The 11,980-nt window shown below is 71.6% G+C and carries 14 protein-coding genes; 9 read left to right on the forward strand and 5 right to left on the reverse strand.

Going from position 1 to position 11,980, the window contains the following annotated elements:
- Window positions 1-105 precede the first annotated feature (105 nt).
- From leuC to MQV74_RS28995, 4 genes are all read left to right on the forward strand, one after another.
- Window positions 106-1,530 (forward strand): 3-isopropylmalate dehydratase large subunit, encoded by a 1,425-nt coding sequence (gene leuC, locus MQV74_RS28980; RefSeq protein WP_242724101.1) that lies wholly within the window; start codon window positions 106-108, stop codon window positions 1,528-1,530.
- Between the two features lie 6 nt (window positions 1,531-1,536).
- Window positions 1,537-2,130 (forward strand): 3-isopropylmalate dehydratase small subunit, encoded by a 594-nt coding sequence (gene leuD, locus MQV74_RS28985; RefSeq protein ID WP_242724103.1) that lies wholly within the window; start codon window positions 1,537-1,539, stop codon window positions 2,128-2,130.
- A 270-nt stretch (window positions 2,131-2,400) separates the two neighbouring features.
- Window positions 2,401-2,637: a hypothetical protein gene (locus MQV74_RS28990; RefSeq protein ID WP_138962026.1), complete on the forward strand. Its 237-nt coding sequence runs from the start codon at window positions 2,401-2,403 to the stop codon at window positions 2,635-2,637.
- 162 nt (window positions 2,638-2,799) lie between these two features.
- Entirely contained in the window at window positions 2,800-3,507 is a 708-nt protein-coding gene (locus tag MQV74_RS28995; protein ID WP_242724105.1) for an HU family DNA-binding protein, read from the forward strand.
- A gap of 107 nt (window positions 3,508-3,614) precedes the next feature.
- Here the strand turns inward: MQV74_RS28995 and MQV74_RS29000 are convergent, their stop codons facing one another.
- Together MQV74_RS29000 and cofC are read right to left on the reverse strand one after the other, a co-directional pair.
- Window positions 3,615-3,818, reverse strand: coding sequence for a hypothetical protein (locus MQV74_RS29000; RefSeq protein ID WP_242724107.1), 204 nt, complete (start codon window positions 3,816-3,818; stop codon window positions 3,615-3,617).
- Window positions 3,819-3,832: 14 nt separating this feature from the next.
- Window positions 3,833-4,468 carry a 2-phospho-L-lactate guanylyltransferase gene (cofC, locus tag MQV74_RS29005; protein ID WP_242724116.1) on the reverse strand — a complete coding sequence of 212 codons (636 nt, stop codon included), beginning with the start codon at window positions 4,466-4,468 and terminating at the stop codon, window positions 3,833-3,835.
- A 208-nt stretch (window positions 4,469-4,676) separates the two neighbouring features.
- Between cofC and MQV74_RS29010 the strand changes: the two genes are divergently transcribed.
- The 3 genes from MQV74_RS29010 to MQV74_RS29020 all read left to right on the forward strand — a co-directional run bounded on the left by MQV74_RS29010 (window position 4,677) and on the right by MQV74_RS29020 (window position 7,841).
- Window positions 4,677-5,486, forward strand: a complete 810-nt coding sequence (locus MQV74_RS29010; RefSeq protein WP_242724130.1) for a lysophospholipid acyltransferase family protein — start codon at window positions 4,677-4,679, stop codon at window positions 5,484-5,486.
- Window positions 5,483-6,490, forward strand: a complete 1,008-nt coding sequence (locus MQV74_RS29015) for an NAD(P)H-dependent glycerol-3-phosphate dehydrogenase (RefSeq protein ID WP_242724136.1) — start codon at window positions 5,483-5,485, stop codon at window positions 6,488-6,490. The genes MQV74_RS29010 and MQV74_RS29015 overlap by 4 nt, the downstream gene beginning before the upstream one ends.
- Window positions 6,491-6,662: 172 nt before the next feature.
- On the forward strand, window positions 6,663-7,841 hold the full coding sequence (locus MQV74_RS29020) for a D-alanine--D-alanine ligase family protein (protein WP_242724143.1): 1,179 nt from the start codon (window positions 6,663-6,665) through the stop codon (window positions 7,839-7,841).
- A 72-nt stretch (window positions 7,842-7,913) separates the two neighbouring features.
- Here MQV74_RS29020 and MQV74_RS29025 read toward each other — a convergent pair whose 3' ends face one another.
- A complete protein-coding gene (locus MQV74_RS29025; RefSeq protein WP_242724145.1) occupies window positions 7,914-8,399 on the reverse strand; it encodes a DUF3515 domain-containing protein in 486 nt (161 codons plus the stop codon).
- A gap of 20 nt (window positions 8,400-8,419) precedes the next feature.
- Window positions 8,420-8,653, reverse strand: coding sequence for an Lrp/AsnC family transcriptional regulator (locus tag MQV74_RS29030; RefSeq protein WP_016642988.1), 234 nt, complete (start codon window positions 8,651-8,653; stop codon window positions 8,420-8,422).
- Window positions 8,654-8,859: 206 nt separating this feature from the next.
- On the opposite strand from MQV74_RS29030, the gene MQV74_RS29035 reads away from it, so the two are divergent.
- Both MQV74_RS29035 and thiD read left to right on the forward strand, forming a co-directional pair.
- Entirely contained in the window at window positions 8,860-9,828 is a 969-nt protein-coding gene (locus MQV74_RS29035; protein WP_138962034.1) for a thiamine-phosphate kinase, read from the forward strand.
- A complete protein-coding gene (gene thiD / locus MQV74_RS29040) occupies window positions 9,828-10,703 on the forward strand; it encodes a bifunctional hydroxymethylpyrimidine kinase/phosphomethylpyrimidine kinase (RefSeq protein ID WP_242724148.1) in 876 nt (291 codons plus the stop codon). Before MQV74_RS29035 ends, thiD begins: the two co-directional genes overlap by 1 nt.
- Window positions 10,704-10,713: 10 nt before the next feature.
- Here the strand turns inward: thiD and MQV74_RS29045 are convergent, their stop codons facing one another.
- The gene (locus MQV74_RS29045; RefSeq protein ID WP_242724150.1) at window positions 10,714-11,934 is read right to left on the reverse strand and encodes an FAD-dependent monooxygenase; all 1,221 of its coding nucleotides are present in this window, start codon (window positions 11,932-11,934) and stop codon (window positions 10,714-10,716) included.
- Window positions 11,935-11,980 lie beyond the last annotated feature (46 nt).

The raw sequence follows: 11,980 nt of genomic DNA on the forward strand, positions 1-11,980 counted from the left end.
CCAACGGATACGCGACCGACGTCCGGCATGCGTGAAGAGGGGGCCGGCGGCGGCGAACTCATTCTCTAGTTGGGCCGGCGCACGACGCCGGTCGGAGGGAAAGCGATGGGTAGGACACTCGCGGAGAAGGTCTGGGACGACCACGTCGTCCGGCGCGCCGAAGGCGAGCCCGACCTCCTCTTCATCGATCTGCACCTGCTGCACGAGGTGACCAGCCCCCAGGCCTTCGACGGGCTGCGGCAGGCGGGCCGCAAGGTGCGGCGGCTCGACCTCACCATCGCGACCGAGGACCACAACACCCCCACCCTCGACATCGACAAGCCCATCGCGGACCCGGTCTCGCGCGCCCAGCTGGAGACCCTGCGCAAGAACTGCGCCGAGTTCGGGGTGCGCCTGCACCCGCTGGGCGACGTCGAGCAGGGCGTCGTCCACGTGGTGGGACCGCAGCTGGGCCTGACCCAGCCCGGCACCACGGTGGTCTGCGGCGACTCCCACACCTCCACCCACGGCGCCTTCGGCGCCCTCGCGTTCGGCATCGGCACCTCCCAGGTCGAGCACGTGCTCGCCACCCAGACCCTGCCGATGGCGCGCCCCAAGACGATGGCCATCACCGTCGACGGCGAACTGCCCGAGGGCGTCACGGCCAAGGACCTCATCCTCGCCATCATCGCGAAGATCGGCACCGGCGGCGGCCAGGGCTACGTCATCGAGTACCGCGGCTCCGCCATCGAGAAACTGTCGATGGAAGCCCGCATGACCATCTGCAACATGTCCATCGAGGCGGGCGCCCGCGCCGGCATGATCGCCCCGGACGAGACGACCTTCGCCTACATCCAGGGCCGCGCCCACGCCCCGCAGGGCGAGGACTGGGACGCCGCCGTGGCGTACTGGAAGACCCTGCGGAGCGACGACGACGCCGTCTTCGACGCCGAGGTCCGCGTCGACGCCGCCTCCCTGGCGCCGTTCGTCACCTGGGGCACCAACCCGGGCCAGGGCCTGCCGCTGTCCGCGAGCGTCCCCGACCCGGCTTCGTACGAGGACGCTTCGGAGCGCCTCGCCGCCGAAAAGGCCCTGGAGTACATGGGGTTGAGCGCCGGGCAGCGGCTGCGGGACATCGAGGTCGACACCGTCTTCGTAGGCTCCTGCACCAACGGGCGCATCGAGGACCTGCGCTCGGCGGCCGCCGTGATCGAGGGGCGCAAAGTCGCCGACGGCGTACGGATGCTGGTCGTGCCCGGCTCGGTGCGGGTCGCCCTGCAGGCCGTCGACGAGGGCCTGGACAAGGTCTTCACCGCGGCGGGCGCCGAATGGCGGCACGCGGGCTGCTCGATGTGCCTGGGCATGAACCCCGACCAACTCGCGCCCGGCGAGCGCTCCGCCTCCACCTCCAACCGCAACTTCGAGGGCAGGCAGGGCAAGGGCGGCCGCACCCACCTGGTGTCGCCCCAGGTGGCCGCCGCCACCGCGGTGACCGGCCGCCTGGCCGCGCCCGCCGACCTCACCGACACCCCCGCGACCGCCGGAGTCTGATCAGCCATGGAAGCCTTCACCACCCACACCGGCCGGGCCGTCCCGCTGCGCCGCAGCAATGTGGACACCGACCAGATCATCCCCGCCCACTGGCTGAAGAAGGTCACCCGCGACGGCTTCGAGGACGGGCTCTTCGAGGCCTGGCGCAAGAGTGAGGACTTCGTCCTCAACCTGCCGGAGCGCCAGGGAGCCACCGTCCTGGTCGCGGGCCCCGACTTCGGCACCGGATCCTCCCGCGAGCACGCCGTCTGGGCGCTCCAGAACTACGGCTTCAAGACCGTCATCTCCTCCCGCTTCGCCGACATCTTCCGGGGCAACTCGCTCAAGAACGGGCTGCTCACGGTGGTCCTGGAGCAGGAGACCGTGGACGCCCTGTGGGCCCTGACGGAGGCGGATCCAGCGGTCGAGATCACCGTTGACCTGCGGGATCGCCAGGTTCGGGCCCCCGGGGTCACGGCGGACTTCGAGCTCGACGAGAACGCCCGCTGGCGCCTGCTCAACGGCCTGGACGACATCAGCATCACGCTCCAGAACGAGGCGGACATCGCGGCCTACGAAGCCCTCCGCCCCACCCACAAGCCGAGCACCGCGCGGGTCTGACGCCCCCTCGCCGGCGGCCGCGCGGGCCGCGACCCACCGATGTACCCCCAATCGTGGACGGTTGGGGGTACATCCGTGTCCAGCCCCTTTCCGGTCCCCTTTGACCCCCGATGACCTGAACGGGTGGTCTCAACTGCCTTGAAGCCAAGGGAAGAAGAGGCTGGAAATCCCCTTGCACACTGTGGGTGCGGGTATCCTCAGGAAGGCGCCGGGCGGGGGTAGTTACCCCCTGCGGAGGCGACAACTCGCCCCAGATGGCACAATCGGTGCATGGGACGCGACGACCAACTCGAGCTCTACGGACTCGTCGCGGACCGGCTGAAGGAAGCGCACTCCCGAGTGCGCGCACTGCAAGTCCCGGAGGGCGTACGGATGGCGCTGACCCGGAAGCTGCTGGTCATTACGGCCGCGGCCAAACACGATCTCGCCGATGCGGCAAGGCGTCTGGAGCGATTGATGGCGTACCTCGACGAGGGCGACGAGGGCCGAATCCCCGAAGACGACTGATCGTCAAGCCTCAACGGACCTTCGAGGAACTCCTCGAGAGTCCAGAACGTTGCGGCACAAGGGTGATTAGCCCGTTTCGTGTTTGATTTGCGGTATATATCTGCCTAACGTGCGAAAAAGCCTGGCGCATTCGCTTCAGGCAATGTCTCCGAAGGGGAAGACGTGAACAAGGCGCAGCTCGTAGAAGCGATTGCCGACAAGGTCGGTGGCCGTCAGCAGGCCGCCGACGCCGTGGACGCGGTTCTGGACGCCATCGTCCGTGCCGTGGTCGGCGGAGACCGGGTTTCGGTCACCGGCTTCGGCTCGTTCGAGAAGGTCGACCGCCCGGCCCGGTACGCCCGCAACCCGCAGACCGGGGAGCGCGTGCGGGTCAAGAAGACCTCGGTGCCGCGCTTCCGCGCGGGTCAGGGCTTCAAGGACCTGGTGAGCGGCTCGAAGAAGCTCCCGAAGAACGACGTCGCGGTCAAGAAGGCGCCGAAGGGCAGCCTCTCGGGTGGCACTTCCACCCGTACGACGGTCAAGAAGGCCGCCGCGAAGAAGGCCACCACCGCCAAGAAGGCCACGGCGGCGAAGAAGACCACCACGGCCAAGAAGGCGACGGCCGCGAAGAAGGCCACCACGGCCAAGAAGGCCACGACGGCCAAGAAGGCGACGGCCACGAAGAAGGCCACCACCGCCAAGAAGGCGGCCCCGGCGAAGAAGGCCGCCACGGCTGCGAAGAAGGCGGCCCCGGCCAAGAAGGCCACCACCGCCAAGAAGGCCGCGGCGAAGAAGGCCCCCGCCAAGAAGGCCACGGCCAAGAAGGCGCCCGCCAAGAAGTCCACGGCGCGCAAGACCACCGCCAAGAAGACCACTGCCCGCAAGCGCTAAGGGCACTGGGGTACTCACGCGCCGGGCCGGGCTCCCGCTGGGGAGCCCGGCCCGCGGCGCGTGCGCAGCGGTGAACGTATACGAAGTGCGGCGTTTCGGGCCGCGGCTCAGAACGTCTGGAGCGTGACCAGCGTGATCCGGCGGGCCTCGCCCTCGCCGGTCACCTCGATCCGCACCCGCTGCCCCGCGCGCAGCAGGCGCAGCCCGCCCGCGTCGAAGGCCGGGGCGTCGAAGGGCACCGGAGTGCCGTCGTCGAGCAGCACGCTGCCGGTGCGGGTGTCGGAGTCGTACGTGTACGCGGTGGCCTGCATGAGCAGAAGCGTACTCAGTCCGGGATGAGCAGCCCGGCCGCCGCCGCGGCCGTGCGCGGGCCCACGCCGAGTGCGAGCGCGACCCGCAGGTCGTCGCCGGTGTCCACGTCCTGGCGTACGGAATCCACGTCGGCGAGCGCCAGTTCCACGGCCCCCGACGCCGTGTGCCGGGCCCGGGAATCCGGGCCGAAAAGGGGCCGCAATTCCGTGCCGGGGGATGCGGACAGGAGCGTGGTGCCGATTCCCGCGGCATCGGGGAGAAACGCGCGGGGAAAAGCGGCGGCACGGTCGAGGGCGCGGGTCAATTCGGCGGGGCGCAGGGCGGGCAGATCGGCGTTCAGGGCCGCCACGGGGGCATCGGGCCGGGCCGCGCGGACCACCGCGATGCCGTGGTCGAGGGCGGCGTTCAGGCCCGTTCCCGGAGTGTCGGGGGCGATGCGGGCGCCGAGTGCGGCCAGTTCACGGCCCGCCCGGACGTCATCAGTGACGACCACCACATCCCTGACCGCGGCGCTGGCGAGCGCGGCCGCCACCGTGTCCTCGGCGAAGGCCAGGGCGAGCGCGGGCCGCAGCCCCTCGCCCGCGGCGGGAGCGAGCCTGCTCTTGGCCCGTGCCAGGGGTTTGAGCGGTATCACCAGGGTCCAGTGCACGGGCGCTCCGTCCTTCGCGTCGCGCCCATTGTGGCCTGCCGGGAGCGCGGCGCCAGGGGCCGGGGTCGACGAAATGGCCGGTCAGCGAGGTGCCGGAGCGGCGTGGAGGCGGTGGCCGCGGACGGGTGGGCGTACGGTGTTCTCGACAGGACGGCAGCCTGGAGCGACACTTGTGCGGCCGACCAGGCTCATGGAGGAAGGTGTCCGAGTGTCCCGCCGCAGAATCGGCTTCTGGTACCGCCTGGCGGCCGTGATCTGTAAACCGCCGCTGCTGGTTCTGTTCAAGCGGGACTGGCGGGGAATGCAGAACATCCCGGCCGACGGCGGATTTATCACCGCCGTGAACCACAATTCGTATCTGGACCCGTTGGTCTACGCCCACTTTCAGTACAACACCGGGCGGGTCCCGCGTTTCCTCGCCAAGCACGGCCTCTTCAAGAAGGGGTTCGTCGGCGCGGTCATGCGCGGCACGGGCCAGATCCCGGTCTACCGCGAGACCACCAACGCGCTCAGCGCCTTCCGGGCCGCGATCGACGCCGTCGAGCGCGGCGAATGCGTCGCCTTCTACCCTGAAGGCACCCTCACCCGCGACCCGGACCTGTGGCCCATGACGGGCAAGACCGGTGTCGCACGCGTGGCCCTCCAGACGAAGCGCCCGGTCGTCCCCATCGCCCAGTGGGGCGCCAACCACGTCCTGCCGCCGTACGCCAAGAAGCCCAGGCTGCTGCCGCGCAAGACGCACCAGGTCCTTGTCGGCGAGCCGGTGGACCTGGCGCGCTTCTACGACAAGGAGATGACCCCCGACCTCCTGAAGGAGGCCACGGAGGCCATCATGACGGACATCACGGCCCTCCTGGAGGAGCTGCGCGGCGAGAAGGCCCCGCCGAAGCGCTACGACCCGCGCGAGGCGCGGATCGCGCAGCGGCGCAAGGCCCAGGGCGCCGACACCGGGCAGGGCCCCAGCGGCCTTACGGAGCAGGGCAGTTCACAGCAGGGCAGCGCGGAGGAGAGCAAGTGACCCGATCCCTGAAGGCCGCCGTCTTCGGCTCCGGCTCGTGGGGGACGGCCTTCGGCATGGTCCTCGCCGACGCGGGCTGCGACGTCACCCTGTGGGGCCGCCGCGCCGGACTCGCCGACGCGGTCAACTCCACCCGCACGAACCCGGACTACCTCCCCGGCGTCGAACTGCCGCGGAACCTGCGCGCCACCACCGACCCCGCCGAGGCCGCCGAAGGCGCGGACTTCACCGTGCTCGCCGTGCCCTCGCAGACGCTGCGCGACAACCTCGCCGCCTGGACGCCGCTGCTCGCGCCCGACACCGTCCTCGTCTCCCTGATGAAGGGCGTCGAACTCGGCTCGGCCATGCGGATGAGCGAGGTCATCGAGGACGTCACCAAGGCCGCCGCCGAGCGCGTCGCGGTCGTGACGGGGCCGAACCTCGCCCGTGAGATCGCCGCCCGGCAGCCCGCCGCGTCCGTCGTCGCCTGCCGCGACGAAGCCGTGGCCCAGCGGCTCCAGGCCGCCTGCCACACCCCGTACTTCCGGCCGTACACCAACACCGACGTGGTCGGCTGCGAGCTCGGCGGCGCCGTGAAGAACGTCATCGGTCTCGCCGTGGGCATCGCCGACGGCATGGGGCTCGGCGACAACACCAAGGGCTCCCTCATCACGCGCGGGCTCGCCGAGACCACCCGGCTCGGCCTCGCGATGGGTGCGGACCCGCTGACCTTCGCCGGGCTCGCGGGCCTCGGCGACCTGGTGGCCACCTGCTCCTCGCCCCTGTCGCGCAACCACACCTTCGGCACCAACCTCGGCAAGGGCATGACCCTGGAGGAGACCATCGCGGTCACCAAGCAGACCGCCGAGGGCGTCAAGTCCTGCGAGTCCGTGCTCGACCTGGCCCGCAGGCACGGCGTCGACATGCCCATCACGGAGACCGTCGTGGGCATCGTGCACGAGGGCACCCCGCCGATGGTCGCGCTCAAGGAGCTGATGGCGCGCAGCGCCAAACCGGAACGCTGAGCGCTGTGCCTGAGCGGCGCCGGTCCCGCGGTCCGTTTCCGCCGCCGGGCCGCCTCGGGCCGGACGCGCCCACACGGCGGAGCCGCACGTCGAGACCGCCCGCGCCCTATGGGGCGCTGCTCGTGGGCGGCGCGCTGACGTTGCCTGGGGCAGCGGGTACGCTCAACGCGATATGAGCAGCGAGAACCTCCCCCAGAGCCCTCAGCGGAGCCCCGAGCCGGGCGCCGAGCCGACCCGGAAGCCGCGCGTCGCCGTCGTGTTCGGCGGCCGCAGCTCCGAGCACGGCATCTCCGTCGTCACCGCCGGTGCCGTCCTGCGTGCCATCGACCGCAGCAAGTACGACGTGCTCCCCATCGGCATCACGACGGACGGCCGCTGGGCGCTGACCGCCGACGAGCCCGAGCGGATGGCCATCACCGACCGCAAGGTGCCCAACGTCGCCGACCTGGCCGAGTCCGCCGACGGCGGCGTCGTCCTTCCGCTGGACCCCGGCAACCGCGAGGTCGTCTACAGCGAGCCCGGCTCCGTGCCCAAGGCGCTCGGCGAGGTGGACGTCGTCTTCCCGATGCTGCACGGCCCCTACGGCGAGGACGGCACCCTCCAGGGCCTGCTCGAACTGTCCGGCGTGCCCTACGTGGGCGCGGGCGTGCTCGCCTCGGCCGTGGGCCAGGACAAGGAGTACATGAAGCGCGTCTTCACCTCCTTCGGCCTGCCCGTCGGCCCGTACCTGGTGATCCGGCCGCGCGAGTGGGAGAGCGACGAGAAGGCCGCCCGGGCGCGGATCGCGGACTTCGCGGGCGAGCACGGCTGGCCCCTGTTCATCAAGCCCGCGCGCGCGGGCTCCTCGATCGGCATCACCAAGGTCGAGTCCTTCGAAGGCCTCGACGAGGCGATCGCGGAGGCCCAGCGCCACGACCCGAAGATCATCGTGGAGGCGCTGCTCCGCGGCCGCGAGATCGAGTGCGGCGTCCTGGAGTTCGAGGACGGCCCGCGCGCCAGCGTGCCCGCCGAGATCCCGCCGGTCCAGACGCACGACTACTACGACTTCGAGGCGAAGTACATCGACTCGACGCCCGGCATCGTGCCCGCCCCGCTGACGCCCGAGGAGACCGCGGAGGTCCAGCGGCTCGCGGTCGAGGCCTTCGAGGCCACCTCCTGCGAGGGCCTGGTGCGCGCCGACTTCTTCCTCACCGAGGACGGCCGGTTCGTGATCAACGAGATCAACACGATGCCCGGCTTCACGCCGATCTCCATGTACCCGCAGATGTGGGAGAAGAGTGGCGTCGCCTACGCGGAGCTCGTCGACCGCCTGATCCAGGCGGCGCTGCGCCGCTCCACGGGGTTGCGCTAGCGCGCGGCAGAGGAGCGACTCCCTTTCGGGGCGCTCCGGTACCGGGCCCGTGCCCGTACCGGGGCGCCCTCGCTACGCGATTCCCTCGGGGATCGACTTCTTGACGGGGACGGCGAAGTCCGTGAGCGGGCTCACGCCGTCCCCCGTCCGCTGCTCGGGGATGGTCACCTCGACGTAGGCCTTGCGCAGCGTCGTGGTGAAGCGGAACGAACCGTCCGTCCGCTTCTCGAGCAGCCAGCCCACGCCGTTCACGGTCACGCCGTCGGCTTCGGGATCGTTCATCTTCGCCGGTCGCGGCACCCCGCAGCGCAGTATGATCGCCGGGTCCCCCCACCCCGCGGTGAGCGGCGACGCGGGCTTCGGGTCACGCCGGTCGAGCCCGTCCACCGCGCGCGGCAGTCGCTCGTCCAAGTTCCGGCACAGCTCGGTGACCCCGGCGCCCGGCGAGGGAACCGCGGCCGTCCCCCCGTCGTCCGTTGAGGAGCAGCCCGCGCATGCGATCAGCAGTGCGAGGGCGGGCAGCCCGAGCGGGCGGCGGAGCCGGCGGGAAACGTTCACCGGCCAAGGGTAGACGGGGGCTACAAGTGCACGACCGGGCAGGTCAGGGTGCGGGTGATGCCGTCCACTTGCTGGACCTTGGCGACCACCATGCGGCCGAGTTCGTCGACCGTGTCCGCCTGGGCGCGCACGATGACATCGTAGGGACCGGTCACGTCCTCGGCCTGGATCACTCCCGGGATCTTGCCGATCAGCTCGGCGACGGTCGACGCCTTGCCGACCTCGGTCTGGATCAGGATGTACGCCTGTACCACGGAACCTCCAGGGCGGCCACGAGGATCATGTGGGGAGAAGGGACGCCACGGTACCGCGTCGCCGCTCGTCACGGGGAGACCCGGGGGAGCCGCGCCGCGCACATCACGGCGGACGGACAACAGAGGTTGACGGTCACGTCGACCGTACCGACGACAGGGACGGCTCGCGACCGCAAGCGGACCGCGGCAGAAGGAGCAGCACGCGCATGAAGGGCACCGTCGGCGAGTTGGGGGAGTTCGGGCTCATCAAGGAGCTCACCTCGCGGCTCACCTCCACTCCGGCCGTACGCCTCGGCCCCGGTGACGACGCCGCGGTCGTGGCCGCCCCGGACCGCAGGGTCGTGGCGAGCACCGACATCCTCCTGGAGGGCCGGCACTTCCGCCGCGACTGGTCCACGGCGTACGACGTGGGCCGCAAGGCCGCCGCCCAGAACCTCGCGGACATCGCCGCCATGGGCGCCGTGCCGACCGCGATCCTGCTCGGCCTCGTCGTCCCCGCCGAACTCCCCGCGAGCTGGCCCACCGAGCTCATGGACGGCCTGCGCGACGAGTGCCAGGTGGCGGGCGCCGCCGTGGTCGGCGGCGACGTCGTGCGCGGCGACACCATCACCGTCTCGATCACGGCCCTCGGCGATCTGCGCAACCACGAACCCGTCACGCGCGCGGGCGCGCAGCCCGGCGACACGGTCGCCGTCACGGGCTGGCTCGGCTGGTCCGCCGCGGGCCACGCGGTGCTCTCCCGTGGCTTCCGCTCGCCGCGCGCCTTCGTGGAGGCCCACCGCAGGCCCGAACCGCCGTACCACGCGGGCCCCGCGGCCGCCGGGCTCGGCGCCACCGCCATGACGGACGTCAGTGACGGCCTGATCGCCGACCTCGGCCACATCGCCGAGGCCAGCAAGGTGCGCATCGACGTCCGCTCCGGCGACGTGGACGTGCCCTCGCAGATGAACGACATCGCCCAGGCGGTCGGCATCGACCCGCTCCAGTGGGTGCTCAACGGCGGCGAGGACCACGCGATCGTCGCCACGTTCCCCTCCGACGTGAAGCTGCCCGCCCGCTGGAAGGTCATCGGCGAGGTCCTCAACCCCTCGGCGATGCCGCAGGTGACCGTGGACGGCGCACCGTGGACCAGCAAGGGCTGGGACCACTTCGGGGACAACGGGGGCCACGACTGATGGAGCCGCAGAGCGAGCCCCGGGGGGAGTCGCCGGGGCGGCCGGGCCTCGCGCCGCCCCGGGTGCTGACCGTCGCGGGCTCCGACTCCGGCGGCGGGGCCGGGATCCAGGCCGACCTGAAGACCATGCTCGCGCTCGGCACCCACGGCATGAGCGTGCTCACCGCCGTGACCGCGCAGAACTCCCTGGGCGTCCAGGGAGCCTGGGAGCTGCCGGTCGAGGCGGTGCGCGCCCAGTACCGCAGCGTCGTCGACGACATCGGCGTCCAGGCCGTGAAGACCGGCATGCTGGCCTCGGCCGAACTGGTCGAGGCGGTCGCCGAGTTGCTCGCGGGCACCGACGCCCCGGCCGTCGTCGACCCCGTCGGCGTCTCCAAGCACGGCGACGCGCTGCTCGCCGCCTCCGCCCTGGACTCCGTGCGCACGAAGCTGCTCCCCGTCGCCACGGTCGCCACGCCGAACCTGGACGAAGTGGCGCAACTCACGGGCCTGCGCGTCGAGTCCGAGGACGACATGCGGCGGGCCGCCGCGGCCCTCCTCGCGTACGGGCCCCGGTGGGTGGTCGTCAAGGGCGGCCATCTGACCGGCGGCCAGGACGCCGTGGACCTGCTCACCGACGGCTCCGAGGAGCACTGGCTGCGGTCCGCGCGCCATGACAACCGCCACACGCACGGCACCGGCTGCACCCTCGCCAGCGCCATCGCGGCCCACCTCGCCCAGGGCCGCTCCGTGCCCGAGGCCGCGCGGGCCGCCAAGGAGTACGTCACCGGGGCGATCGCCGCCGGGTTCGCGCTCGGCGACGGCATCGGCCCCGTGGATCACGGCTGGCGCTTCCGCACCGGCCCGCTCACCACGGAGGACCGGGGCTCGTCGTAGGCGGGGTCTCCTATGCCGATGGGTACTCCTTGAGCTCGATCGCGTCGGCGGCCCTCTCCGTGAGGCGCTCGAAGAAGCCCGCGAGGAAGCGAGAGCCGAGCATCCGGTAGGCCAGGTTGCGGGTGCGGATCCTGTTCTCGGTGGGCGGCGCGAGGAACGGGCCCGGGTTGCCCGAAACCCTCTGACCGCCCTTCGTGCGGCCGTGGACCTCCGCCTCGTACGCCGCGAAGGCCCTGGCGTGGTTCCCGTGCGCGGCCGCCAGCTCGCCCGCGAGGACGTACGCGCACACCAGGGCCGTCCCCGCGCCCGTGCCACCCGTCGTCGCGCCGTGCCCGGCGTCTCCCAGGAGCACGACGCGCCCCTGGGACAGCCGGTCGACGTGGATCCGGGCGATCGCGTCGAAGTACAGCTCGTCGGCGTCCTCCAGGGCGTCGAGGGCGTGCCGCGTGTGCTTCCAGGGCAGGTCCGCGAACGTCTCGGCGAGGAGCGCCTTCTGGCCCGCCACGTCGTCGCGGTCGTAGGCGAGCTGCTGCGACTGGAACAGCAGGAACGCGTCGCCCCGCACCGGGCTGCCGTCGCGGTTGCTGATGCCGACCGTGCGGCCGGGCACGCTGCAGATCCGCGACGAGCAGTGCAGGCCCAGCACGTTGGGCATGGCGAACCCCGCCGCGTAGTACCCGAGGTGACACAGATGGCGCGACTCGTCGCCGAAGACGAGACGGCGGGTGGGGGAGTGCAGGCCGTCCGCGCCGACGAGGAGGCCGAAGCGGCGCGGCGCACCCCGGTCGAAGGTCACGTCGATGCCGTCGAAGTCCTCCTGGAGGTGCGCGACGGAGTCCCCGAAGACGTACTCGACATGGTCCTTCGTCCGCTCGTACACGATCTGTAAGAGGGCGCCGCGGTATATCTCCACGTCCCCGCTCATCAGGAACGCGGGCAGATCCGCCTTCTCCTTGTCGTCGGCGTCGACGACCGTCCGGCGGCCCATGTGCGTCCGGTGGCGGCGCACGTCGTCCCAGATGCCCATGCGCTCCAGGACGGTGCGGTGCGCGCGGCCCCGGAAGCCGACCGTGAAACTGCCCCCGCGCAGCGCGGGCGCCTTCTCCACGACGGTGACGCGGGCGCCGTAGCGGGCCAGCCGGAGTGCGAGCGCCATGCCCGCCACGCTCGCGCCGGAGACGAGGACGGAGAGGCGGGAGAGGGGCCCGGGGGAGTGTGCTGTGTTCGTCATGGCAGGAGCTTCGAGGGGGTGCCTTACCGGTGGCTGACCATCGGCC

It is taken from the genome of Streptomyces sp. AN091965, from assembly GCF_022698285.1.
Taxonomy (GTDB): Bacteria; Actinomycetota; Actinomycetes; order Streptomycetales; family Streptomycetaceae; genus Streptomyces.